The sequence below is a fragment of the Arenimonas sp. genome (genome assembly GCF_044353605.1).
In the GTDB taxonomy this organism is placed as follows: Bacteria; Pseudomonadota; Gammaproteobacteria; order Xanthomonadales; family Xanthomonadaceae; genus Arenimonas.
Genome location: NZ_JBILBO010000001.1, coordinates 89,037 through 114,090 on the forward strand (window position 1 = coordinate 89,037; position 25,054 = coordinate 114,090).

Genomic DNA, 25,054 nt, shown 5'->3' on the forward strand with positions numbered 1-25,054 from the left:
TCTTTTGCCTGAATTCGGACGTGTGATGACGAAACGTGGTGTGGATGAAGAAACCGGGGAGTTCCTAGGCCCCAGCCGCGGCGAAGAACGCCGTGCGGCCCTGGCCGTGCTGGAACTGGCCGCGCGCATGGTGGAAATCCCGATGGCGCGCCTGATGCAGATGCCGGTCTCGGAAGAAATGCTGGGCCACATCGGGTTCTGCCAGAAAATTACCGCGCAGATCGCCAAAAAGCGGCAACTGCAGTACGTGGCCAAGCAGATGCGTAAGGAAGATCCGGAAACCCTGGATGCCTGGCGCGCCCTGCTCAACTTCGACAAGGCGGACGTGCGCCGGGAAGTGGCCGAGACGCACCGCATCGAAGCCCTGCGCGACCAGCTGATCGCCGGCGATACCGATGCCTTGACCCGCTTCATGGCGCAGTTTCCGCAGGCCGACAGCCAGCAAATCCGCCAGCTGATCCGCAACGCGCAGTTCGAGAAGACGAAAAACAAACCGCCGCATGCCTACCGCGAATTGTTCCGTGTGCTGCGCGACGTGCATAAGGATTCGCCCGCCGATTAGGCGTTGGTTCCGCCGACGGTCATGCCGTCGATTTTCAAACTCGGCTGACCGACGCCGACCGGTACGCTCTGCCCGTCTTTGCCGCAGATACCGACACCGGCATCCAGCGCCAGATCGTTGCCGATCATGCTGACTTTATTCATGGTGTCCGGGCCGTTACCGATCAGGGTGGCGCCCTTGACCGGCCGGGTGATTTTTCCGTCTTCAATCAGATAGGCTTCCGAGGCGGTGAACACGAACTTGCCCGAGGTGATATCGACCTGGCCGCCGCCGAAATTCGGCGCATACAGGCCTTTCTTCACCGAGGCAATCAATTCCGCCTGCGGCGTATCGCCGGCCAGCATGTAGGTGTTGGTCATGCGCGGCATGGGCAGGTGCGCGAAGCTCTCGCGCCGGCCGTTGCCGGTCGGGGCCACGCCCATCAGGCGCGCGTTCAGGGTGTCCTGCATGTAGCCGCGCAGGATGCCGTCTTCAATCAGCACATTGTATTGGGTCGGCGTGCCTTCATCGTCCACGCTCAGCGAACCGCGGCGTTTGGCCAGCGTGCCGTCGTCCACGATGGTGACGCCCTTGGCCGCCACGCGCTCGCCGATGCGGCCGGAATACACCGAAATGCCCTTGCGGTTGAAATCGCCTTCCAGGCCATGGCCCACGGCTTCGTGCAGCAGCACGCCGGGCCAGCCGGAACCGAGCACCACCGGCATGACTCCGGCCGGGGCGTCGATGGCCTCCAGATTCACCAGCGCCTGGCGCAGGGCTTCATCGGCGATGGCGAACGGGCGTTTGCCGCTGAACAGTTCGGCGTAATCGAAACGCCCGCCGCCGCCGGCATAACCGGATTCACGCCGGCCGTTCTGCTCCACGATCACCTGTACATTGACCCGCACCAGCGGCCGGATATCGGCGGCCAGCACCCCGGCGGAATTCAGCACCAGAATGGTGTCGAGCGCACCGGCCAGACTGACCGTCACCTTGATCACCCGCGCTTCCTTGGCCCGTACGTAGGCGTCCACGGCGCGCAGCAGGGCCACTTTCTCATCGGCCGGCATGCCGGCGATCGGGTCGATGCCGTCGTACAGGGATTTCGGGGCGGCGCGCACGGCCGCCACTTTGTGCGCCTGGCTGGCCCCGCTGGCCGAAATGGCGCGGGCGGCCAAGGCCGATTCGCGCAGGGCGGCGGCATCCATGGCGTCGGAATAGGCGAAGCCGGTCTTCTCGCTGCTGACCGCACGCACACCCACGCCCTGCTCGATGGAGTGCGCACCGTCTTTCACGATGCCATCCTCGAAGGTCCAGTTCTCGCGTTTGCTGTGCTGGAAGTAGAAATCACCAAAGTCGATGCCGGGGCCCATCAGGTCGGCCATGGCATGGTCAATGCCGTCCAGATCGAGGTTGTAGGGGGTGAGCAGTTGCGCGCTGGCGCGGGTCAGAATATCAGTCATGGCCTATTTTAGCAGGCTGGGGCGTGAAGGGACTGAATCCGGGGTTTACCCGGTCCGGATAAGCGCTAATAATGCGGATATCGCCCCTTCGGGGGATCCAATTGCAATTAGCCTACAGGAGCGAAAATTAAGCTTCAGACCGATACGCACTTGCCGGAATCGGAGCATTGACAGTTTTGAGCCTCGTCCACTGGGGCAGAAAAATGCAGTTTGATGCGCCTGAGATCGTTTCGTACTTAATGGGAGTAATGCCAAACGTGGTCGCTGCCATCGCAATCCCGTTTGTGTTACTGGGGATATGGGCCGACCAGCAACCAACCTCCTCCTATTCTGCGTTGCGCCAGCGCTTTGTGATTGTCTCGCTAATTGCCGGACTCGGGCTAATCGCTTGGAAACTCCTGCAGCAGTCAAGTCACACTCTGGTTTTCGATCTCCATGATATTGGTGCAACCCTCATAGGACTCGGAATAGGCGTTATTCTCTTCGTTTTGCTAACGCCAAAAGAGAACGAACCGTCCGCCTGAAATTATCCCAGCCGGACCGGAATGTGATTAAACTAAGCCCATCCGCGGCGGTGCCTTCTTTCAGACCTTGGCGGAAATTGCGCTGTTCGATATTTTCAACCAAATGAGGAACTCACTATGCGCCACCAAACTCTGATTCGTCGTTCGTTGTGCTCGAAATTACAGTGCTCGTTGCTTTTTTTATTCATGGCGGCCGTATCCTACGCCAATGCCCAGGCTCCCGCTCAGGAACTCGCACTGACACGGAACGCCAATGATGCACAGCTCACCTGGGGTGGATGCCCGCCGTTCATGCCTGCCGGATGCGGCATCGCCGTGCTTCAAGGCGACCCTGCAAAAGACAATGTCGATGTGTTTCTCAAAGTGCCTGCCAAGTCCACCCTTCCGCTTCACTGGCATACCTCGGCTGAGCGCATGATTCTGGTAGCGGGTGAGCTTCATGTCACCTACGAAGGCCAGGACAAAGCCGTGCTTACCGTGGGCACCTATGCCTATGGTCCCGCCAAACGCCCGCACGATGCCGTCTGCGTAAGCACTGTCCCATGCGTGCTGTTCATTGCTTTTGAGTCGCCGCTGGATGCCGTGGCTTCCGTGAGTGCGGCAAAATAACAGTTGTTGCGTCCAATAGTCGCACCCCATACGGTGCGACTGCGCGAAATCTTAACTGAACGCACGCATTACAGGACCCTACCATGCCCTCCTCCGCCCTGTCCGTCTGGCACGATTTGGTACGCAGCCGCGATCCGCGCGGCTTGGACGCCCTGCTGGCCGAGGACGTGGTGTTTCATTCGCCGGTGGTGCACACACCACAACACGGCAAGGCCATCACCCGTGCGTATTTGGGCGCGGCGCTGCAGGTGTTCATCAACGACAGTTTCCATTACGTGCGCGAAGTGGTCGGCCCGAACGATGCAGTGCTGGAATTCGAAGTGGACATCGACGGCATCCGAGTCAACGGCGTGGACATGCTGCGTTGGAATGGTGCCCAGCAGCTCACCGAATTCAAAGTCATGCTGCGGCCGCTGAAGGCGGTCAACCTGATTCACCAGAAAATGGGCGCGATGCTGGCGGCCGGTAAACCAGGCGCATGAAAGCATTCCTGAAATTACTCTTGGTCGCGCTGATCGCGGCGGGGGCGTATCTGTGTTTCTGGCCGGTGCCTGCTGAGCCCAAAGTATGGCGCAGCGCGGCGGCACCGGGCTATCTCGGCGTACATGCGCCGAACCGTCGCCTGTCCGGATTGCAGCGCATCGCCTTGAACGGCGACAGCGGCCCCGAACATGTCGCCCTCGGCCCGGACGGTTTGCTGTATGCCGCGGTGGCCAGCGGCCGCATCCTGCGCATGAATCCTGATGGCAGCGGGCTGTCGGTATTCACCGACACCGGCGGGCGCGTGCTCGGTTTCGATTTCGATGCCGCCGGCAATCTGATTGCAGCCGATGCCTTGAACGGCCTGCTGTCCATCGACACCACCGGCAAAGTGCGCGTGCTGACCAACACCGTCGCCGGCGATCCAATCCGCTATGCCGATGCGGTGGCTGTGGCTGCCGACGGCACACTCTATTTCAGCGATGCCTCGCGCCGATTCGCACCGGCCGATTGGGGCGGCACCTTCGAAGCCAGCGTGCTCGACATCCTCGAACAATCGGCCACCGGCCGTATCCTGGTGTATGAACCGGACACGCGCAGCACGCGCGTGCTGGCCACCGGTTTGAGTTTCGCCAACGGCGTGGCGCTGAGCCGCGACGGCCGGCATCTGTTCGTCAACGAAACCGGGCGTTCACGCATCTGGAAATTGGATGTGAGCGCACGTGATCTGGATGTGGGCAGCGGCAGTGCGCAAGCCGTCGTGCTGTTCGACAACCTGCCCGGCTATCCGGACAATCTGACCCGTGGCCGCGATGGCCGGATCTGGGCCGGGTTCGCCAAGCCGCGCAACGCCACGCTCGACACGCTGGCCGACAAACCCTTTCTGCGCAAACTGACCCTGCGTCTGCCGCGCGCCTGGTGGCCGATTCCCAAGCCCTACGGGCATGTGTTCGCGTTCACCGAAGACGGCCGCATTGTGGCCGATTTGCAGGATCCGGACGGCGCCTATCCGGAATCGACCGGCGTCACCGAAACCGCGGAGCGTCTGTACATCCAGAGCTTGCATGCCGGATATCTCGGCTGGATGCCTAACCCGCTCGACTCAGGGCGTGATTAAGTCGTAGAGGATGCGCCGGTCGGTGGCATCCAGAACTTCATGTTCTTCGCCTCGGAAGCGGCGGCTGAAGGCACGCACCGCGGCCGGCAGATCGCGGGTGTCGTAACCGAAGGTCTGCAGGGCCAAGACGGTGTCGAACTCCGGCGGCGGCTCCGGCAGATCGGCCGCATACCAGACGCCGAATCCGGCCTGCCATAATTCCTGCCAGGGAAAACGCGCGCTCGGGTCGCGCTTGCGGGTCGGCGCCATATCGCCGTGTGCGATCACTGCATCGCGCGGAATGCCGTGACGCGTGCACAGATCGACCAGCAGTTCCTTGAGTGCGGCCAGCTGCGCCGGTGCGAAGTCTTCGGTGCCGTCGTTGTCCAGTTCGATGCCGAGCGAGACCGAATTCAGATCATTGATGCCGCGCCAACGGCCCCCGCCCGCATGCCAGGCCCGTTTGCTGTCGGACACCAATTGGAAAATACGGCCGTCTTCGGCAATCAGGTAATGCGCGCTGACCCGGCCGCCGCTGTTTTCGGTTTTCAGCACGCGCAATGCGGCTTCGGCCGAATCCATTTCGGTGGCATGCAAAACGATCAGGCGCGGCCGGCGCTCGTCGAAATTTTCCGAAGGCGACCACTGCGCCATGGGATTGCGCGGCGCCTGATGCACGCAGGCCGCGAGCATCAGCAACGGCAAAACGCGCAGCAGGCGGGAAAGTCCACTCATTTGCGCTCACCGCCGCTTTGCTTCAGCACCTCGGGTTCTTTCCATGGGCCGGTAATCCGGTATTCGGTGGCCGAACCTTCCTTGAGTGGCTTATCGAGCACGGCCTGGGCCACCACACCGGCTGCAGCACCCAGCGGTCCGGCGGTGGCGGCACCGATGATTGGCAGAATGCCGCCGGCCTTGGGCTGCACCAGCACGCGTTGATCGAAACGCTCATTGACCAGATCGGTGCTGCCGCTGATCTTTATGTCTGCCGCGGGCGCATCGATGCGCAGATTCTGGGTGGTGGCATTGCCGTTGGCGAAACGGAACTCCCCCTTGATGCTGTTGAAACCGAGGCCTTTGTCGGTCAGATCATTGAAGTTCAAGGACAGACGGCGCGGCAATTCGGCCAGACTCATCAGCCCGAGTAGACGGCCGCCGCCGGCCTTCACTTCCGGGAACTGGCCTTCGTCAATGCGCAGATCCAGCAGGCCGTTGAAACCGGCCAGACTGAAATCCATCGGCGCCCCGTTCCACACGCCGCTGAGTTTGGCCGTGGTTTTTCCGCGCCGGATGGCGCTGCCGTATTTTGCCACGCTCAACAGCTTGCCCAGATCCGGGCTGCTGACGTTGGCCTGCAGCGAGGTTCGCGCCTGCGCGCCTTCGCCCTGCCAGAGGCCGCTGGCACTGGTGCTGAGCATGGCCGACTGGGTACTGAATTTCTGGATCAGCAGGCCCTGATTGGCGGGAACGGTCTGCATCTCGCTGCGGCCCAACAGCACATCGCCGAAACGCAGATCCTCGATCACCAGATTGATCGGCGGCAAGGCCGCCGGATTGCCGACGTCCAGCGGTTGCATGGCCACCGGCGCTTTCTGTGCCGGCACGCCGGCCTGGGCGAAATGCACACGGCTGAATTTGGCCGTGACCGGGACGTTGGCGGCTTTGGACAGCGTCAGCTGTCCATCCAGACGTGCACCACTGGCGCGCACGCCCATGGCTTCCGACGCCGGCGCCAGCTGCAGGCGGGTCAGGCCGAAGTCTTCGCCCATCAGACGCAGATGAGAGACGCTCAGATCGAAACTCTGCAGACCGGCGCCGTCCTCGGCTTTTTTGGCCAGCGCCAGCCAGGCCGGCGCGTCGAATTCATCACTGCTGCCACGCACCGAGAAACCACTGACGGGAATACTGCCTTGGGTCTGTGCACCGAACAAGGCAATGCCAGCCATCGGCTTGTCTTTCGGTTTTTTCAGCAGCAGCCGGAACGCCGGGCCGAGCCGGAATTCGATTACGCCCTTGTCGGCCGGAAGATTGGTGCGCAGTTGAAACGCCTGTGCCGTTGCGGCCGGTTTATTCAGCGGCACCGGTAGCCGGATTTCGGTACCGACCATGTTCGATTGCGCTTCCAGCAGCACCGGGGCTTCAACGCCGCCACGGACTTCCGGCATGCTGATGCCGAACTGCCATTGGCTTTGTCCGTTCAGCACCCCTTTCAAATCGGCCAGCGAAGGATCGTAACGCAGCAGCGTGTCGGTGTGGAATGGACCGGCGATGGCTGCTTCAACGCGGTTGCCGGCGTCTTTGACATGGTTTCGTCCGACGCGCAGGTCCAGCGACACCGGATTCTTCTCCATGCGACCGCGAATGCCGGCAGCACTGAATCCGTCGTTATCGAAACGGGCGCGGCCCTTGGCATCGCCCATGGCCAGATTCCAATCCGGGGAACGTACGGCCACGCCGCGCAAATCGATGTCACCGTCGATGCGATTGAACGCGAGGCCCTTCTTCAGCGGAAACAGCATGCGCACATCGGCACTGACCGGGCCTTTGCCGACCAGTGCGGTCACTGCTTCGCCGACTTTGGCTTTCAACGGGGTCTGCTGCAGCACCGGCATCAGCCGGGAAAAATCCGAATCGGTATGCACATCGATGGCCAGCTCCGAATCATGGAAGCGCGCGATGCCGCTCGGTTTGACCTGCACGCGATTGCCAAGAAAGTCGGCCGTGCCGATGGCGCTGAATCCCGGGCCATTGAAGTCCACGGCAAGCACCGCGTTTTCGGCCGCCGGCCAATCGGTGGCGAATTTCAGCTGCTCGGCAAGCACGGTCGCCGTGGCACTGAAACGTCCGGCCTTGTTGGCGAACGGCCAATCGGCCAAATCGCCGCTGATGACGACCGAACCGTCCTGCACCGTGCCTTTGACCAAGGCCATATCCAACCAGTCAATGCTGGCTTTGGGCATCAGATGCCGAAGCCAGAAGCGTTTGGCCGTAGCGAAATCGAAGGTCTCCAGGCGCGCCGCAAGATTCAACAGCGGCGCTTTGCGTCCGGCCATGAAGTGCATTTCGGTATCCAGCTTCAAAGCCATGCCATCGCCTTTCCAGCTCAAATCATGCGTACCCAGCACCCAATCGGGACCCGATCGCCACCAGGCCATGGATCCTTCAAAACGGCTGGGCACTTTGCGTCCGAAAGATACCGGCCAGTCCAGAACCACCGGCTTGTCAGCGAAGCGCAATACCCCGCCGCGCTCATCGGCATTCAATACCCCGGAGATGCCTTGAAAGCCAGGCGCACCGCCAATCGGTTTGAAGCCGATGTCAGCGCCATAACCGGCGCCCTGCCAACGGCTGAAGTCAATACGACCACCGGCTTTAACCGCGCTGATCTGTCCGCGGATGCCGGCACGATTGAGCCAGGCATCCAGATCAGGCAACTGGCCTTTGGCCAGCGGCGTGATGACCGTGAACGGATTCAGTGCCACCTCTTGGGCTTGCGCCGCCCAGCGCTGCGAATCGGCCATAAGCCGAACATCACGGATGCGCTCACTGCCGCCGCCTTTGTCGAAGCGGATTTCAGGAATGGAGGCCTGCCAGCCAACTGCGGTGCGCTGCCAGAACCATTGGCCGCGGATGTCATCGAATAGATTGTCTTTGCGCAGTCGCAGTCGCGCCGAATCCGCTTTGGTCGACACCAGCGCCAAATCGGAAACCTGCACACGGCCATGAACACGAACAATCCGACGGCGATCAATCTGTGCCCAGACATCCACATCCGTTTCAGATTCGACTGCGGGAACTTTGAGCCCGGGAAACAGCGCCAGCCAGTGACCGGCATGCAGGTTTTCGCCGCCGCCCCATAAACGACCGCTCATGTCGCGACGATCGAGATCGGCGACCAACTGCAGCGGGGCATCTCCCCGGCGCGCCTCGGCACGCAGCCCGACGCGCAATTGCCGACCTTGTACGCGCATGCGCATGTCGATGCGGGGGATGCGGATGGCTGGGTGACGGTTCGGCCGTATGACCAAGTCAGAGCGCTCCAACTGCAACTCACCGAATCCGGACAGCACATCCAGAGCATCGGTTTTGCTATTTTCCTGGCGTGGCACCCCCAACAGCTGCCAGCTGTCATCGGGAAGTTGCTCTAGCCGCAGATGCAGGTCCTTGGCTTTAAGTTCGGTCAGCGGATGACCCGGAAGCAGGCCGGAATAGACGGCCACCAACAGTTCGGCACGGGCGATTTCAACTGCACTGCCACCCTCGCCGACGCGCAGACCGCTCAAACTGATGCGAGGGCCACGCCGTGTCCATTCGGTACTGCTGTGCTTGAAACGAACCGGCTGACCGACACGTTCCGTCAACCAGGCCTGCACGCGCTCGGGGTTGTTTTCGATGAACGGCAGTAACAGATTCGCAACGCTGACCAAGAGCGCGGCAAGAATCAACAACACCAGAAAGCCATAGCCGGCGGTCCGGCGGGTGATTCGTAAAGTGCGGCGCAGCGGACTCGGCATCGGTCAGGACAGAACCACGTCGAATTGATCCTGCGCGTACTGCTCGTCGGGCTGGAAACGGATGTCCTTGCCGATGAACACCTCCAGTTCGGCCACGGCGGCGGATTCCTCTTCAGTGATCTTCGCCACGACCTTCGGCGCCGCCATGACCATGACTCTTTCGGCTTCGAACTGGCGCACGGCGCGGGTGACTTCCCGGAAGATTTCATAAATGACCGTTTCCGCAGTCTTGATGTAGCCGCGTCCGCTGCAGGCCGGGCACGGTTCGCACAGCTGGCGTTGCAGACTTTCGATAGTGCGCTTGCGGGTCATTTCGACCAGGCCCAGCGGCGAGAAATCGTACACCGTGGTCTTGACATGGTCGTTGGTAAGGCCCTTCTCGAGCGTGCGCAGCACCTGACGCTTATGCTCGGGATCATGCATGTCGATGAAATCGATGATGATGATGCCGCCAAGATTGCGCAGACGCAGCTGGCGCGCAACCGATTGCGCGGCTTCCAGATTGGTCCGGTAAGCGGTTTCCTCGAGGTTCTTCTGGCCGAGGAAGGAGCCGGTATTGATGTCGACCGAGGTCATCGCCTCGGTCTGGTCGAAAACGAGGTAGCCGCCGGATTTCAGCGGCACCTGCTTGTCGAGTGCGCGGCCGATTTCGTCCTCGACCCCGTAAAGATCGAAGATCGGGCGCTCCCCGGAATAATGCTGGATGCGGTCGGACAATCCCGGCATCAATTGCTGCGCGAAACGCTGGACCTTGTCGAAGGTTTCGTGAGAGTCGATGAGCACGGTGGCGGTACGCGCGTGCAACAGATCGCGCACCGCCCGCATCGGCAACGACAGATCCTCATAGATGCATTCACCGACCTTGTGACTCTTGGCGCGCTGACGCAGCACCGCGATGGCCCGGTTCAGATAGGCGATGTCCTGCTCGATGTAAGCGGCGTCGATGCCCTCGGCGTTGGTGCGCACGATGTAGCCGAAACCGGTGGTATCGGCATGGGTTTGTACCAGCTGTTTGAGACGCTGGCGTTCGTTGTCATCATCAATACGGCTGGAAATGCCGACCACCTGTGAATCCGGCAACAGCACCAGATAACGCGACGGAATCGAGATTTCGGTGGTCAGGCGCGCGCCTTTGCTGCCGATCGGATCCTTGATGACCTGCACCACGATTTCCTGGCCTTCATGCACCAGTGAGGTAATCAAAGGCTGGGGTCGGGTTTCGGGCACCACCGATTCCCCGGCGAAGGTTTGGTTCGCGGGCGACACAATATCGGAAGCATGCAGGAAAGCCGCACGCTCCAGACCGATATCGACGAAAGCCGCCTGCATGCCGGGCATGACCCGTTGCACCCGGCCTTTATAGAGATTGCCCAGTACGCCGCGACGTGAACTGCGCTCGATGTGCAATTCCTGCAACAGGCCATTCTCGATCACCGCCACGCGGATCTCGCGCGGCGTGACGTTGATCAGCAGTTCTTCATTGGGCGTCATATCAAGCTGACCAGAGCGGAACATCGAAGTTCCGCAGCAATACCGAGGTTTCGTGCAGCGGCAAACCCATGACCCCGGAATAACTGCCGGTAATACCCGCGATGAAAGCCGCGGCCCGGCCTTGGATGGCGTAGGCACCGGCTTTGCCGAAGGGCTCGCCGGTGGCGATGTAGGCGGTGATTTCGCTCTCGGTCAATTCCGCAAAGCGGACATCGGTGCTGACCGTTGCTGAACGTTCGCGGCCGGCTGAAACCAACCAGACCGCCGTATGAACCTGATGCGTTCGGCCGGATAGGCGGCGTAGCAGGGCAGCCGCCTGGTCGGCATCGGTTGGTTTGCCAAGAACATCGCCATCGATGACCACATCGGTATCGGCCCCGAGCACGATGGCCTGTGCCTGGCCGCACAATTGCAGCAGGCCGGCGCCTGCTTTTTCACGGGCCACGCGATTCACATACTGTTCGGGGCTTTCCCCAAGCTGACGCTGCTCGTGCACCGAGGCGTCGATGGTTTCGAAGCGAACGCCCAGCTGGGCCAGCAGTTCCTGTCGTCGCGGGGATTGGGAAGCCAGATAAATCATGCCGATGCCGTTAAGTTGTAATATAGAGGACTGACAATGCCACAACCGCCCGAAAACGGCCTAAGGAACCCTCATGCCCCTTTCTTCCCGTATTCTACTTTGCTTTGGTGGTCTGCTGTTATCGCTTCCAGTCCTTGCTGCGGATGCGGGCGAAACGGCTGAACGCTGGTTCCAGCAAGGCGCCGAACGGGCGCATCAGCTCGGCTCCGGGAACACCAAGGCCAAAAACATCATCCTGTTCGTCGGCGACGGTATGAGCCTGACCACGGTTTCAGCCGCGCGCATATATGAAGGCCAACAACGGCAGCAGACCGGTGAGGAAAACCAGCTGAGTTTCGAACGCTTTCCGTTTACCGCTTTCAGCAAAACTTACAATACCGACAGCCAAACACCGGACTCTGCAGGCACCATGACCGCAATGATTACTGGCGCAAAAACCCGTATGGGCTTTTTGAGTGTTGGTCAGATTCCGGCGCGCGGGGATTGTTCTGCCGGCCTGAAGCAACCCCTGATCAGTGCGGTGACGCTGGCCAAGAGCGCCGGACTTGCCACCGGCGTGGTGACCAACACCCGCATCACACATGCCACACCCGCCGCCGCCTATGCGCACAGCACGGAACGCAATTGGGAAAGCGATGCCGATATGCCTGCCCCGGCCAAAGCCCAGGGCTGCAAAGACATCGCGGCGCAATTGCTGGATTATGCCAATGGCACCGGCATCGATGTGGTGATGGGCGGCGGTCTCAACAAATTCCTGCCGCCGACCGCCAAGGATTACCGCAATGCCAAAGGTTCACGCCAAGACGGCCGCAATCTGATTTCCGAATGGCAGCAACGCCAACCGGAAACCCGCTTCGTCTTCAGCGGCAGTCAGCTGGGCAAACTCGATCTGGCCAAAACACGCCGTGTGGTCGGGCTGTTCAACGGTGATCAAATGAGCTACGAATATGACCGCGTTGCCGACAAGGAAGACGAGCCGAGTCTGGCCGATATGACCCGAACCGCCATCACTCTGTTGCGCAAGAATGAAGGCGGGTTCTTTCTCGTCGTTGAAGGCGGCCGTATCGATCATGCCCACCATTCCGGCAATGCTTTCCGTGCCTTGACCGATACGCTGGCTTTCAGCGATGCCATCCGCGTCGCTACGGAACTGACTTCCGACAAGGACACCCTGATTCTGGTGACCGCCGATCATTCCCACACCATGAGTTTCGTGGGTTACCCGCAACGCGGCAACCCGATTCTCGGCAAAGTTTTCGGTAAATCCAGCGAAGACGATCCGCCGAGCCTGGTCAAGGATTTGCTCGGCAAGCCCTACACCACCCTGGTGTATGCCAACGGCCCGGGTTACGTGGGTGAAAGCAGCCTGCAGCCGGCCGGCAGCAAAAATTTCCCGCACAATCCCGGCGGCTACTTCGAGCCCGCCACCGGCCGTCCCGATTTGACCGATGTCGACACCGAGCACCCGAACTTCATGCAGGAGGCCTTGGTGCCGAGCAACTCGGAAACCCACGGGGGTGATGATGTCGGCATTTGGGCCAGCGGCCCGGGCAGCGAGGCCGTTCGTGGCAATCTCGAGCAGAATGTGATTTTCCATCTGTTGACCCAACCACAGCCGATGATTCGCAAGTATTTGTGTTCTAAGGATTTTTGTGAAAAAAATGTGCCGGTCAAGTTACCCCATATCAATTGACTCTAGCTTTAATAGCTACAGTCTATTGATTTTATCAATTTAATTAATTGGATAAATGATATAAACAGGCGCACCATCTGAACATACCCTCAACCCGCCAGGAGAGCACCATGTCTACTGAATCGAAATGCCCCTTCCACGCCGCCGGTGGCGCACGTGCCACGCACGGCGCTCAATCCAATGCCGATTGGTGGCCCAATCAGCTGAATTTGTCCATCCTGCATCAACATCAATCGGTATCCAACCCGATGGATCCGGATTTTGATTACGCCGAAGCCTTCAAGAAACTCGATTACGCGGCGCTCAAGAAAGACATGGCAGCACTGATGACCGATTCTCAGGATTGGTGGCCGGCCGACTGGGGTCACTACGGTGGTCTTTTCATCCGCATGTCCTGGCACGCCGCCGGCACCTATCGCACGGCCGATGGCCGCGGCGGTGCCAATACCGGCAATCAGCGTTTCGCGCCGCTCAACAGCTGGCCGGACAACGGCAATCTGGACAAAGCACGTCGTCTGCTGTGGCCGCTGAAACAGAAATACGGAAACGCCATTTCCTGGGCTGACCTGTTCGTTCTGGCCGGCAACGTTGCCATGGAAACCATGGGCTTCAAGACCTTCGGTTTCGGCGGCGGTCGCGCCGACATCTGGGCACCAGAAGAAGACATTTACTGGGGCGCCGAAAAAGAATGGCTGGCCACCAGTGACAAAGCCGACAGCCGCTACAGCGGTGACCGCAATCTGGAAAACCCGCTTGCCGCAGTGCAGATGGGTCTCATCTACGTCAACCCGCAAGGCCCGGACGGCAAGCCCGACCCAGTGGCTTCCGGTCATGACGTGCGTGAAACCTTCGCCCGCATGGCCATGAATGATTACGAAACCGTGGCGCTGGTGGCCGGCGGCCACACCTTCGGTAAAATGCACGGCGCCGGCGACGCAGCTTTGGTCGGCCCGGAGCCGGAAGGCGCGCCGATCGAAGAAATGGGCTTCGGCTGGATCAACAAGCATGGCACCGGCAAGGGTGGCGACACCACCACCAGCGGCTTCGAAGGTGCCTGGAAACCCAATCCCACCACCTGGGATATGGGCTACTTCAAGGTGCTCTTCAAGTACGAGTGGGAACAGATGACCACCGCCGCCGGTGCCATCCAGTGGCGTGCCAAGGACGTCGCTCCGGAAGACATGATTCCGGATGCGCATGACCCGAGCATCAAGCACCCGCCGCAGATGACCACCGCCGATCTGTCGCTGCGTTTCGATCCGGCCTATGAAAAAATCTCGCGTCACTTCCTGGCCAATCCGGAAGAGTTCGCCGATGCCTATGCCCGCGCTTGGTTCAAGCTGACCCACCGCGACATGGGACCGAAGAGCCTCTACCTCGGACCGGAAGTACCGGCCGAAGATCTGATCTGGCAAGATCCGGTACCTGCCGTGGACTTCACCCTCATCGATGCCAAGGATGCTGCTGACCTGAAAGCAAAGATTCTGGCTTCGGGCCTGTCGGTCAGCGAACTGGTCAGCACTGCCTGGGCTTCGGCCTCGAGCTTCCGCGGTTCCGACCGCCGTGGCGGTGCCAACGGTGCCCGCATCCGCCTCGCGCCGCAGAAGGACTGGGAAGCCAATCAGCCGGAACAGCTGGCTAAAGTGCTTTTGGCGCTGCAAGCCATTCAAGCCGCGTTCAATAGCAGCGCGTCCGGCGGTAAAAAAGTGTCTCTGGCCGATTTGATTGTTCTTGCCGGCAATGCCGGTGTTGAAGCCGCTGCCAAAGCCGCCGGTAACCCGGTCGACGTACCGTTCAGCCCGGGTCGTACCGATGCCAGCCAGGAACAGACCGATGCCGAATCGTTTGCTGTACTTGAGCCGGTAGCCGACGGTTTCCGCAACTACCGCAAGAAAGCCTTCAGCGTTTCTCCGGAAGAAATGCTGATCGACAAAGCCCAGCTACTGGGACTGAGCGCGCCGGAAATGACGGTGCTGGTCGGCGGCCTGCGCGTTCTCGGCGCCAATGCTGGTGGCTCCAAACACGGCGTGTTCACCACCCGTCCGGGCCAGCTGAGTACCGACTTCTTCACCAACTTGGTGGATATGTCGACGGCATGGACACCGGTCGGCGACAACGCCTACGAAGGCCGCGACCGCAAAACCGGCGCCGTGAAGTGGACCGCTACCCGCGTCGATCTGGCCTTCGGTTCCAATTCGCAACTGCGTGCCATTGCCGAGGCGTATGCCCAGAATGACAATGCGCATAAGTTCGTCAAGGACTTCGTTGCGGCCTGGACCAAGGTGATGAACGCCGATCGTTTCGATCTGGCCTGATTCCCGGTTGTTGTTCAATGAAAACGGGCCGTTTCGACGGCCCGTTTTTTATGCGCGGTGGTAAGGGTGATTGGCCAGCAGACTGGCCGCGCGATACAACTGCTCGGCGACGATGAGCCTGACCAGCATGTGCGGAAGCGTCAGCGCCCCGATGGACCAGCTTTCATCGGCCTTGGCGGCAACCTCCGGGCTATGGCCCTCGGGCCCGCCGATCAGAAAGGCCAGATCCCGACCCTGATGCCGCCATGCTTCCAGCCGTTGCGCCAGCGCTTCCGAGGAGTGATTGCGGCCGCGGCCATCGAGGAGCACCACAGTGGCATTCTTGGGAAGTGCGGCAATGACGCGCTGCCCTTCATCGGCTTGCGCGCGCACCGCATCGCGGCCCTTGCCGCGGATACCAGGAGCGATTTCGATCAATTCAAAAGGCAGCCAGTGCGAGAGGCGTTTCTGGTATTCGCCGAAACCCTCGGCCACCCAGCTGGGCGCGCGTTCACCCACGGCGATTAAACGCGCTTTCATGGCTCAGTTCAGTGCGTCGCTCTCGGGCGGTTGATCGCCGACCGTCCACAGACGCTCAATGGCGTAATACTCACGCACGCGCGGAAGCATGACATGCACGATGACATCGCCCAGATCGACCAGGACCCATTCGGCCTCGGAGGAACCTTCGACGCCCAGCGGCATCACACCGCACTTCTTGGCGAACTTGACCACTTCATCGGCGACCGATTTGACATGCCGGGACGAAGTGCCGGAGGCGACCACCAGATAATCGGCGATGCTGGTCTTGCCACGCACATCGATCTCGACCGCGTCCTTGGCCTTCATTTCCTCGAGCGCCAGATGCACCTGCTTCAGCAGATCCTCCGGAGCGGGAAGCGGATTGGGCAACTGCGTTTTGATGATGTGAGCTTGGGTCAAGAGGCGATCCTCAGGGATATGGCTGGCTATTATACCCCTGAAGTATAAAGTCCATGCCGGTGGATATAGGCGGCAACCGACGGCGACAGTACCGCATTCATGTTCTGTCCGGTCTGCAGACCATTACGGACAGCCGTAGCCGACTCCGGCCGCAATGCCATCGGCAACAGATAAATCCGGCCGGACGGGCACTGGTCCAAGGTCTCCGGATCCGTTTGCCAACGCCCCAGGCAGGCTTCTGATAGTACGGCATCAGCATCGGCGACATCACGCCCGGGGCGCCGGACGACGATGAAATGGCACAGACCGAACAGATCTCGCCAATGGTGCCAGGATGGTAGCCCGAGAAAGGAATCAATCCCGATCAACCACGCTAGCGGCTGCTCCAGCCCATGTTCTTCGCGAAGCTCGTGCAGGGTCAGCACACTGTAAGATTTCCCGGATCGACGCAGTTCCCGACGATCACAATGCAAGCCCGGACGCCCCGCAATGGCCAAGTCCACCATGGCGGCACGCTGCTCCGCGGAGGCCGAGGCCGGTGGGCGATGCGGTGGATCGGCACTCGGCAACAGAATCACGTCGGTACTGAAAGCGGACTGCGCGGCCATGGCGATAGCCAGATGGCCGTTATGGACGGGATCAAAGGTCCCGCCGTAATAAATGCTCAGGCGCACACCGACACACGCGTGCGGGATTTGGCATCGGTCCATTGGGCCAACACGCGCTCAAGCGACACCCAAGCATCACCGCCCAGACGCCCCTTGGACATGCGGTCGACATCGGCCAACTGTCCACATAAATCCTCAAACAAGCGGCAACTGCCGTGATCGAGCATACGCAGCATTTGTGCCTGCTTGGTCTGCCAAAGTTTGTCGGCCTGCATCGCCGACTGCGCACGCCGGCTTTCTTCCTGAATGCGTGCGTAGTACGCCAAATTGAGCAATTCCTTGCCGATCATAGGCACTAAGGCCGGCACCTGTTCGCCTTCGGCGCGCAAACCGCGCAGAATGCGGCTGGCGCGTGGAAAGTCACGGTCATAACAGGCATCGATGAGCTTGAACACATCGAAACGGCTGCTGTCGGCAACCCACTGTTGCATCTGCGCGACAGTGACCGCACCCTGCACACCCTGCATGGCCAGCTTGTCGATTTCCTGATTGGCGGCCAGAAGATTACCTTCCACACGGGCCGTCAAAATCTGCAAGGCTTCGGCATCGGCCTTGATCCCTTTTGCCGATAAACGGCGACTGATCCAATAACCGATTTCACCGGGTTTGATGGGCCAAGCCACCACCAGTTCGCCACTCTGTTCGATCGCTTCCGACCATTTGCCACCGTGTTTGTTGCTCCAATCCTGGCAAGTAATGAGCAATACCGTATCCGGCGGCGGTGCCTGGCAGAATTCCAGCAGGGCCTGCGCGCCTTCTTTGCCGGGTTTCCCGGTCGGCAGACGCAGATCCAAGAGACGCAGGCTGGCAAACAGACTCATGCTGGCGCCGTGCTGGTGCAGATCGTTCCAATCAAATCCGCCGGCATCGGCATCGATCACGATGCGCTCGGAATAACCTTGTTCCCGCAGGCGCAGACGCAGGGCATCGGCGGCTTCCTGTACCAGCAGGGCTTCGGCGCCGGCAATCAGGTAGACCGGCTTGGTCGGCGCTTTGGCCAAGGTATTGAGAAAGGAATCGACGCTCAGACTCATTGGGGCCGGGATTGCAGCACGAGATTGGTGCGACGCAGGATCGCACGGATCATCTCCTGCTGCATTTCACGCTGCAGCAATTCCTGCTCGGCCGGGCTGCCGGCGGAGGTATTGACGTCATAGGTGAATTCGCGGCGCAGTTCAACCACCTGCTTGTCGATCAGAGTCGCTCCGGCGGCATCGGTCAGCGAATATTCGACCCGGTAGCGGGAAACGTACTCGCGGACCTGCGCGAACTGATCCAAGGACAGCGGTTTGGTTTCAATGGTTTCATCGGCGATGGTGATGGTGTAACCGGTTTCACCGGCCTTGGCCAAGGCCACGCCAGAAGCACTCAAGGCGCGTTCGATGTTGTCGGCCAGTGGACTGTACGGATTTTTGGCATTGACCGTGAACGGTGCATCGATGGCCGCCATCGATACCACATTGCTGGGCTTGAACCCGCAGGCGGCAAGCAGAAGAACCGGCAACAGCAGCAGTGCGCGCATCAGGCGGCACCGACGATATTGACGATTTTATTCGGCACGATGATGATTTTTTTCACCGACAGGCCTTCCAGGAATTTGACGACGTTGGGTTCCGCCAGCGCCTGGGCTTCGATCAGTTCCTTGCCGGCACCGGAGGGCACCTCAATGGTAGCACGGAGCTTGCCGTTGACCTGAACCGCCAACGAGACGCTGTCGCGCACCAGGGCGGCCGAATCGGCTTGCGGAAATGCGAGGGTCTCCAGTACGGTTTCCGGCCGGCCGAGTTGCTGCCAGAGCGTATGCGACACATGTGGCGTAATCGGATTGAGCAGCAGCACGACCGCTTCGAACAATTCCTGAAGCAGCGCGCGTTCGTTGGCGTCTTTGGGTGTGAACCGTGACGCCGCATTCAGCAGCTCCATGACGGCAGCGATGGCGGTATTGAAGGTCAGACGACGACCGTAATCGTCGCCCACTTTATGGATGGTTTCGTGCAACTGTCGGCGCAGCGTTTTGGCGTCCGGGCCGAGCGCCGCAGCGTCCGGCATACCGGCGGCCGGACCGGCAGACACATGCTTCTGGACCTGATTCCACAGCCGGCGCAGGAACCGGTACATGCCCTCGACACCTGATTCGCTCCAATCCAGACCCTGTTCCGGCGGTGCCGCGAACATGGAGAACAGGCGGACCGTATCGGCGCCGAATTTATCGACCATGATCTGCGGATCGACGCCGTTGTTCTTGGATTTCGACATTTTCTCGGTGCCGCCGATCTGCACCGGCTGGCCATCGGCCAACAGCGTGGCGCCGGTGATTTTGCCGCGCTCATCGGTATCGATGGCGACCTCGGCCGGGTTGTACCAGGTCTTCGAGCCATCGGATTCGGTGCGGTAGAAGGTATCGGCGATGACCATGCCCTGACACAGCAGGTGCGTGGCCGGCTCGTCGCTGTGCACCAGACCCGCATCGCGCATCAGCTTGTGATAGAAACGGAAATACATCAGATGCATGATGGCGTGTTCAATGCCGCCGATATAATGATCAACCGGCAGCCAGTAATCGGCGCGCTGATCAACCAGATCCTGCGCGCCCGGCGAGGTATAGCGCGCGTAATACCAGCTCGATTCCATGAAGGTGTCGAAGGTATCGGTTTCGCGTTCGGCGGCACCGCCACATTGCGGACAGGTGGTTTTGCGCCATTCGGGATCGGTCTTGATCGGCGAACCGGTGCCGGCGAAGGCGACGTCTTCCGGCAGACGCACCGGCAACTGATCTTCGGGAACCGGTACCGCGCCGCAGGCGGCGCAGTAAATCATTGGAATCGGGCAACCCCAATAGCGCTGGCGCGAAACGCCCCAATCACGCAGACGGAAGTTGACGCGGTGGGCGCCCTGACCGGCATCGACCAGCTGACGTTTCAGGTGAGCAAAAGCCTCGGCATAGTTCTTGCCATCCAGCGCTCCGGAGTTGATGACCTGCAGGCCGTCGGCGGTTTTGTCGCCGTACCAATCCTGCCAGGCTTCGGTGCTGTACTCCTGGCCGGGGACGGCAATGACCTGTTTGATTGGCAGCATGTACTTCTTGGCGAATTCAAAATCACGGGCATCATGGCCCGGTACGGCCATCACCGCACCGGTGCCGTAACCCATCAGCACGAAATTGGCGACCCAGACCGGCAGCTTTTCACCCGACAGCGGATGCACGGCATACACGCCAGTGGCCATGCCTTTCTTTTCCTGGGTTTCCAGCTCGGCCTCGGACACCCCGCCCTGCTTGCAGGCGGTGATGAATTCGGCCAAGGCCGGATTGGCCTCTGCCGCTTTCTGTGCCAAGGGATGCTCGGCCGCCACGGCGACATAGGTCACGCCCATCAGCGTGTCGGGGCGCGTGGTGAATACCGTCAGCGCCTCGCCGTTTTCGGCCGCGAAACGGATTTCCAGACCCTCGCTGCGGCCAATCCAGTTGCGCTGCATGGTCTTGACCGAATCCGGCCAACCGCTGAGCGTGTCCAGACCATCCAACAGTTCCTGGGCATAATCGGTGATCTTCAGGAACCATTGCGGAACTTCGCGTTTCTCCACCAGCGCGCCGGAGCGCCAGCCGCGGCCGTCGATGACCTGCTCGTTGGCGAGCACGGTCTGATCCATCGGATCCCAGTTCACCACCGAATTTTTGCGGTAGACGATGCCTTTTTTGTACAAGCGCGTGAACATCAACTGTTCCCAGCGGTAATACTCGGGCGTGCAGGTCGCCAGTTCGCGCGACCAATCGATGGCATAGCCCAGACTCTGCAGCTGGCTGCGCATGTGATCGATGTTGGCGTAGGTCCATTTGGCCGGCGCGGTCTTGTTCTTGATCGCGGCGTTCTCAGCCGGCAAGCCGAAGGCATCCCAGCCCATCGGTTGCAACACATTGAACCCTTGCATGCGTTTGAAGCGGGAAATCACATCACCGATGGTGTAATTGCGCACGTGGCCCATATGCAGGGCACCGGAGGGATACGGCAACATCGACAGGCAGTAGTATTTCGGAAGCGCCGATTGCTCGTTGACCTCGAAGGCGCGCTGCGCCCTCCAGAACTCCTGGGCTTGTTTTTCAATGACTTGCGGTGGATATTCGGCGTTTTTGGCAGAGACGGACATGGGCGCTAAGATCTTGGGATTATTGCCCTATAGATTACCTTATGCGCCTGATTTTAGACAGTAAATCCTGCCCGATTGGCTATCAAAACACCGTACTGACACGCCCCATATACCGCTGTGCACGAAAACAGTCACCTAGGCACATTGCAGTGCGATCTTTCGACGTATCATCGGTATTCCGCCTCACCACCGGCAGTCTGTTGAAAACGGATTGCGCATAAGAACAGGAGTTTTTGTGTTTTACACCAAGATTGCCCTGTGCATCATCGGCATGTCCTTGTTTTTCAATGCCGGAAAAATCGAAGCGCGCGGCGGCGCAGCTGACCATTCCGTGCTTTGGGCGGCCTTGTCCTTGTTGACATCACTGCTTGCCTTCTGGGCTGGCGCCGGATGGTTTTTCTGGCTCATCGCGCAAATCGGCCTGTTGATTGGCATTGCTGGCGCACGCGTGTTATTGGATCGGAAATAGTCCGGAGCGGAAGTTGCATTCCTGCAAGCTCCCGCACCGGTGCGTTTCAACGCCGAAGAATAGCGAACACTTATCCCGAGATGGCCGGATAATCGGTATAGCCTTCCGCGCCGCCGCCGTAATACAGCTCCGGACGACCGGGATTGAGCGAGTGTCCGGTGCGCAGGCGCTCGGGAAGATCCGGATTGGCGATGAATGGACGTCCGAACGCGACCGCATCGATCAGACCGGCATCCAACAGCGGCTGGGCTTTTTCCAGCGTGTAGTTGCCGGCGGCGATGATGACGCCCGGGAAGGCCGCACGCAGTGCTTTGCGGAACTCGTCGTTCAAGGCCGGGCCACCGGCCCAATCCGGCTCCGACAGATGCAGATAGCCCAAACCACGCTTGCTGAACTCGGCGGCCAGGTACAGGCCCATGGCCTGCCCGGCCAGATCATCCAGGCCATTGAAGATGCCCAGCGGCGAAATGCGGATACCGACATGGGCCGCATCCCATTCACCGATGACGGCATCGACCACTTCCAGACACAGGCGTGCGCGGTTTTCCAGACTTCCACCGTATTGATCGGTGCGGAAATTGCTTTCCTCCGACATGAACTGGTGCAACAGGTAACCGTGCGCGGCGTGGATCTCGACCATGTCGAAACCAGCCTCACGGGCATTGCGTGTGGCCACCCGGTATTCCTCGAGCAGACGCGGAATTTCATCGGTGCGCAGAGCGCGCGGGGTACTGCAGGCGGCGCGGACCAGTTTGCCGTCGGCATCTTTAATGGTCGTGCGGTTCTCATACGGTTTATCGGCAGCCGAGACCGGCGCCTGGCCGTCGATCTGAAGGCTGGTATGCGACACGCGGCCGACATGCCAGAGCTGCATGCAGATTAGTCCACCTTCGGCATGCACCGCCGCCGTACTCAGTTTCCAGCCTTCGGTCTGCGCGGCGTTGTACAGCCCCGGGGTGTCGGCATAGCCCTTGCCTTCGGGCGAAATCTGGGTGGCTTCAGTAATCACCAGGCCCGCGCTGGCACGTTGCCGATAGTATTCGGCCATCAGCGCAGTCGGGATATCGCCGGGCTGTCCGGCACGCATGCGGGTCAGCGGCGCCATCAGCACGCGGTTTTTCAGGGTAAGCGGACCGATGCGCAGGGCATCGAACAAAGTGACGGACATGCATTTCTCCAAGAATTCGACCCAATGGGATAAAAACGGTACACTTTTTTGATTCTCCCATAATCTTTAGGCGAAACCATGAAAATCAAGGCCCGCATTGCATTAACCCTCGGCGCATTGTGTGTGACACCGGCAGGCATGGCCTCCATACAGGCCCTGCAGTGCGGCAAACTTTTCGATTCGGCCTCGGGCCGGATGAACGGCGCCAGCACCATCGTGGTTGAAAACAACAAGATCAGTCAGGTTCTGCCGGGCGCCGTCAGCATGCCGGGCGCCACGGTGGTCGATCTGCGCAGCCAGACCTGCAGCCCGGGATTCATCGACCTGCACGTGCATCTTGGTCAACAGTCCAGCCCGCAGAGCTATTCCGAGGGCTTCCGCTTGAATCCGGAGTACACCATACTGCGCTCGGTAGGTTATGCCAAAAAGACACTCTTGGCCGGTTTTACGAGCGTGCGCGATCTGGGTGGCGAAAACTCTCTCGCGTTACGTGACGGAATCAATCAGGGCTTGGTAGAAGGGCCGCGCGTCTGGGCAGCCGGTAAATCCATCGCCACCACCGGCGGTCATGCCGATCCGACCAACGGCCTCAGCCACCTTCTGGCCGATGCAATCGGCACCCCCGGCCCCGCTGAGGGCGTCATCAACAGCGCGGAAGAAGGCCGCGCCGCCGTGCGCCAGCGTTACAAGGACGGCTCGGATGTCATCAAGATTACCGCTACCGGTGGCGTGCTCAGCTATGCCAAAAGTGGCGACGCACCGCAGTTCACGGTGGATGAAGTGCGCGCCGTGGTGGAAACCGCCAAGGATTACGGCTTCCGCGTCGCCGCGCATGCGCACGGCAAGGAAGGCATGAAACGTGCCATCGTGGGCGGCGTCACCTCGATCGAGCACGGCACCTACATGGATGATGAAATCTTCAAGTTGATGAAGCAAAACGGAACCTGGTATGTGCCGACGATTGCCGCCGGAAAATTTGTCGCCGAAAAGGCGAAGATCGACGGTTTTTATCCGGAAGTGGTCCGCCCGAAAGCAGCCCGTATCGGCTCACAGATTCAGAATACCTTTGGTAAGGCTTACAAAGCCGGCGTTCCCATTGCCTTCGGCACCGATTCCGGCGTCAGTTACCACGGCGATAACGCCCGTGAATTTGGCTTCATGGTCGAAGCCGGCATGCCAGTCAATGTCGCCTTGCAAACCGCGACCTATAATGCCGCCAAGGTTCTGGGAGCGGAGGATGTCGGTCAGATCAAAGCCGGCTTCTACGCCGATATCGTGGCCATGCCGGGTGATCCGAATGATGACATCCGTGTCACCGAACGCGTGGCCTTCGTCATGAAAGATGGCGTGATCTACAAGCAACCCTGATGGATCATGCCGGATTCATGCGCCGGGCCATGGCACTGGCGCAGCAAGCCCGTGGCCGCACCTGGCCGAATCCGATGGTCGGCTGTGTCATCGTCAAGGACGGGCGCATTATCGGCGAAGGCTTTCATGCCCAGGCCGGGCTAGCCCATGCCGAAGCCGATGCCCTCGCCCGTGCCACCGGGCCTGTAGCCGGTGCCACGCTGTATGTAAACCTCGAACCCTGCTGTCATACCGACAAGCGTACCCCACCCTGCGCCCAGGCCTTGATCCGTGCCGGCATCGCACGCGTGGTCATCGCCAACATCGATCCCAACCCCGCGGTTTCCGGAGGCGGCATTGCCTTGCTGCGGCAAGCAGGCATCGAGGTCATCACCGATGTTTTGGCCGAAGACGGCGAACGCTTGAACGAAGTGTTCTTCCACCAGCAGCGAACCGGCCTGCCCTTCGTGCATTTGAAATTGGCCAGTACCCTGGATGGCCGCATCGCTATGCCGGACGGGCAATCGCAGTGGATTACCGGCGAGGCCGCGCGTACGCATGCCCACCAGTTGCGGGCCGAGCATGACGCCATCGCCATCGGCGCCGGCACGCTGCGCAGCGACAACCCGCGCTTGACCGTTCGCCTTCCCGGCTTTGAGCGGCCGCAACCGCAACGGATTATTTTCAGCCGCAGCGGCAAGCTTCCGACCGACGCCCATGTATTCACCGACGCCGATGCTGCGCGGACACGGGTGTTCGCCGGTACACCACTGCCTGAAGCACTGGCGATGCTGGCTGAAGATGGCATCTGCAACCTGTTGCTGGAAGGTGGTGCCGGGCTGGCCGCCTCTTTTCTGCAGGCCGGTCTGGTCCAGCGCGTCAGCCATTACCTGAATCCCAGCTATCTTGGCGATGGATTGCCGGCACTGGCCGCTTACGGTTTAACCGAATTAAGCCATCGTCTTCACTTAAAGCACGTAGAATATAGTCCTCTTGGCGACGATTTGGTCCTCACCGGACGACTATAACCCT

Annotated in this window: 22 protein-coding genes; 10 read left to right on the forward strand and 12 right to left on the reverse strand. The window is 60.3% G+C overall.

The features are described from left to right. Nucleotides 1–25 precede the first annotated feature (25 nt). Nucleotides 26–562 (forward strand): ribosome biogenesis factor YjgA, encoded by a 537-nt coding sequence (gene yjgA, locus ACIQ1A_RS00435; RefSeq protein WP_395769110.1) that lies wholly within the window; start codon nucleotides 26–28, stop codon nucleotides 560–562. Here the strand turns inward: yjgA and tldD are convergent. Then, nucleotides 559–2,004: a metalloprotease TldD gene (gene tldD, locus ACIQ1A_RS00440; RefSeq protein WP_395769111.1), complete on the reverse strand. Its 1,446-nt coding sequence runs from the start codon at nucleotides 2,002–2,004 to the stop codon at nucleotides 559–561. The two genes, yjgA and tldD, sit on opposite strands and share 4 nt — an antisense overlap. A gap of 176 nt (nucleotides 2,005–2,180) precedes the next feature. Between tldD and ACIQ1A_RS00445 the strand changes: the two genes are divergently transcribed. The 4 genes from ACIQ1A_RS00445 to ACIQ1A_RS00460 all read left to right on the forward strand — a co-directional run bounded on the left by ACIQ1A_RS00445 (nucleotide 2,181) and on the right by ACIQ1A_RS00460 (nucleotide 4,734). Further along, nucleotides 2,181–2,528 carry a hypothetical protein gene (locus ACIQ1A_RS00445; protein WP_395769112.1) on the forward strand — a complete coding sequence of 116 codons (348 nt, stop codon included), beginning with the start codon at nucleotides 2,181–2,183 and terminating at the stop codon, nucleotides 2,526–2,528. Between the two features lie 117 nt (nucleotides 2,529–2,645). Continuing rightward, on the forward strand, nucleotides 2,646–3,137 hold the full coding sequence (locus ACIQ1A_RS00450) for a cupin domain-containing protein (protein ID WP_395769113.1): 492 nt from the start codon (nucleotides 2,646–2,648) through the stop codon (nucleotides 3,135–3,137). A gap of 83 nt (nucleotides 3,138–3,220) precedes the next feature. Then, nucleotides 3,221–3,619, forward strand: coding sequence for a nuclear transport factor 2 family protein (locus ACIQ1A_RS00455; protein WP_395769114.1), 399 nt, complete (start codon nucleotides 3,221–3,223; stop codon nucleotides 3,617–3,619). Then, nucleotides 3,616–4,734: an SMP-30/gluconolactonase/LRE family protein gene (locus ACIQ1A_RS00460; RefSeq protein WP_395769115.1), complete on the forward strand. Its 1,119-nt coding sequence runs from the start codon at nucleotides 3,616–3,618 to the stop codon at nucleotides 4,732–4,734. Before ACIQ1A_RS00455 ends, ACIQ1A_RS00460 begins: the two co-directional genes overlap by 4 nt. Here the strand turns inward: ACIQ1A_RS00460 and ACIQ1A_RS00465 are convergent. Genes ACIQ1A_RS00465 through ACIQ1A_RS00480 form a run of 4 tightly spaced genes read right to left on the reverse strand, consistent with a single transcriptional unit; the run spans nucleotide 4,720 to nucleotide 11,298 of the window. Further along, complete coding sequence (locus tag ACIQ1A_RS00465; protein WP_395769116.1) at nucleotides 4,720–5,448, reverse strand: N-acetylmuramoyl-L-alanine amidase; 729 nt, start codon at nucleotides 5,446–5,448, stop codon at nucleotides 4,720–4,722. The genes ACIQ1A_RS00460 and ACIQ1A_RS00465 overlap by 15 nt on opposite strands. Beyond that, nucleotides 5,445–9,227: a YhdP family protein gene (locus ACIQ1A_RS00470; protein WP_395769117.1), complete on the reverse strand. Its 3,783-nt coding sequence runs from the start codon at nucleotides 9,225–9,227 to the stop codon at nucleotides 5,445–5,447. The genes ACIQ1A_RS00465 and ACIQ1A_RS00470 overlap by 4 nt, the downstream gene beginning before the upstream one ends. Before the next feature lie 3 nt (nucleotides 9,228–9,230). Beyond that, nucleotides 9,231–10,718, reverse strand: coding sequence for a ribonuclease G (gene rng, locus ACIQ1A_RS00475; RefSeq protein ID WP_395769118.1), 1,488 nt, complete (start codon nucleotides 10,716–10,718; stop codon nucleotides 9,231–9,233). 1 nt (nucleotide 10,719) lies between these two features. Further along, a complete protein-coding gene (locus tag ACIQ1A_RS00480) occupies nucleotides 10,720–11,298 on the reverse strand; it encodes a Maf family protein (RefSeq protein ID WP_395769119.1) in 579 nt (192 codons plus the stop codon). 73 nt (nucleotides 11,299–11,371) lie between these two features. Here ACIQ1A_RS00480 and ACIQ1A_RS00485 point away from each other — a divergent pair, with 73 nt between their 5' ends. Together ACIQ1A_RS00485 and katG are read left to right on the forward strand one after the other, a co-directional pair. Continuing rightward, on the forward strand, nucleotides 11,372–12,991 hold the full coding sequence (locus ACIQ1A_RS00485) for an alkaline phosphatase (protein ID WP_395769120.1): 1,620 nt from the start codon (nucleotides 11,372–11,374) through the stop codon (nucleotides 12,989–12,991). A 110-nt stretch (nucleotides 12,992–13,101) separates the two neighbouring features. Further along, complete coding sequence (gene katG / locus ACIQ1A_RS00490) at nucleotides 13,102–15,306, forward strand: catalase/peroxidase HPI (RefSeq protein WP_395769121.1); 2,205 nt, start codon at nucleotides 13,102–13,104, stop codon at nucleotides 15,304–15,306. A gap of 48 nt (nucleotides 15,307–15,354) precedes the next feature. Here katG and rlmH read toward each other — a convergent pair whose 3' ends face one another. From rlmH to leuS, 6 genes are read right to left on the reverse strand one after another with little or no spacing between them, the layout of a single operon-like run. Next, complete coding sequence (gene rlmH / locus ACIQ1A_RS00495; RefSeq protein WP_395769122.1) at nucleotides 15,355–15,825, reverse strand: 23S rRNA (pseudouridine(1915)-N(3))-methyltransferase RlmH; 471 nt, start codon at nucleotides 15,823–15,825, stop codon at nucleotides 15,355–15,357. A gap of 3 nt (nucleotides 15,826–15,828) precedes the next feature. Continuing rightward, complete coding sequence (gene rsfS / locus ACIQ1A_RS00500) at nucleotides 15,829–16,227, reverse strand: ribosome silencing factor (protein ID WP_395769123.1); 399 nt, start codon at nucleotides 16,225–16,227, stop codon at nucleotides 15,829–15,831. Between the two features lie 29 nt (nucleotides 16,228–16,256). Then, entirely contained in the window at nucleotides 16,257–16,901 is a 645-nt protein-coding gene (gene nadD, locus ACIQ1A_RS00505) for a nicotinate-nucleotide adenylyltransferase (protein WP_395769124.1), read from the reverse strand. After that, complete coding sequence (holA, locus tag ACIQ1A_RS00510) at nucleotides 16,892–17,929, reverse strand: DNA polymerase III subunit delta (RefSeq protein WP_395769125.1); 1,038 nt, start codon at nucleotides 17,927–17,929, stop codon at nucleotides 16,892–16,894. The genes nadD and holA overlap by 10 nt, the downstream gene beginning before the upstream one ends. Next, nucleotides 17,926–18,417 (reverse strand): LPS assembly lipoprotein LptE, encoded by a 492-nt coding sequence (gene lptE / locus ACIQ1A_RS00515; protein WP_395769126.1) that lies wholly within the window; start codon nucleotides 18,415–18,417, stop codon nucleotides 17,926–17,928. Before lptE ends, holA begins: the two co-directional genes overlap by 4 nt. Further along, nucleotides 18,417–21,038, reverse strand: a complete 2,622-nt coding sequence (gene leuS, locus ACIQ1A_RS00520; RefSeq protein ID WP_395769127.1) for a leucine--tRNA ligase — start codon at nucleotides 21,036–21,038, stop codon at nucleotides 18,417–18,419. Before leuS ends, lptE begins: the two co-directional genes overlap by 1 nt. Before the next feature lie 235 nt (nucleotides 21,039–21,273). Between leuS and ACIQ1A_RS00525 the strand changes: the two genes are divergently transcribed. Beyond that, nucleotides 21,274–21,507, forward strand: a complete 234-nt coding sequence (locus ACIQ1A_RS00525) for a hypothetical protein (RefSeq protein WP_395769128.1) — start codon at nucleotides 21,274–21,276, stop codon at nucleotides 21,505–21,507. Nucleotides 21,508–21,577: 70 nt separating this feature from the next. On the opposite strand, the gene nemA is transcribed toward ACIQ1A_RS00525, so the two are convergent. Beyond that, complete coding sequence (nemA, locus tag ACIQ1A_RS00530) at nucleotides 21,578–22,675, reverse strand: N-ethylmaleimide reductase (protein WP_395769129.1); 1,098 nt, start codon at nucleotides 22,673–22,675, stop codon at nucleotides 21,578–21,580. Between the two features lie 78 nt (nucleotides 22,676–22,753). Between nemA and ACIQ1A_RS00535 the strand changes: the two genes are divergently transcribed. Then, nucleotides 22,754–24,043, forward strand: coding sequence for an amidohydrolase family protein (locus ACIQ1A_RS00535; protein WP_395769130.1), 1,290 nt, complete (start codon nucleotides 22,754–22,756; stop codon nucleotides 24,041–24,043). Then, nucleotides 24,043–25,050, forward strand: a complete 1,008-nt coding sequence (gene ribD, locus ACIQ1A_RS00540; protein ID WP_395769131.1) for a bifunctional diaminohydroxyphosphoribosylaminopyrimidine deaminase/5-amino-6-(5-phosphoribosylamino)uracil reductase RibD — start codon at nucleotides 24,043–24,045, stop codon at nucleotides 25,048–25,050. Before ACIQ1A_RS00535 ends, ribD begins: the two co-directional genes overlap by 1 nt. Nucleotides 25,051–25,054 lie beyond the last annotated feature (4 nt).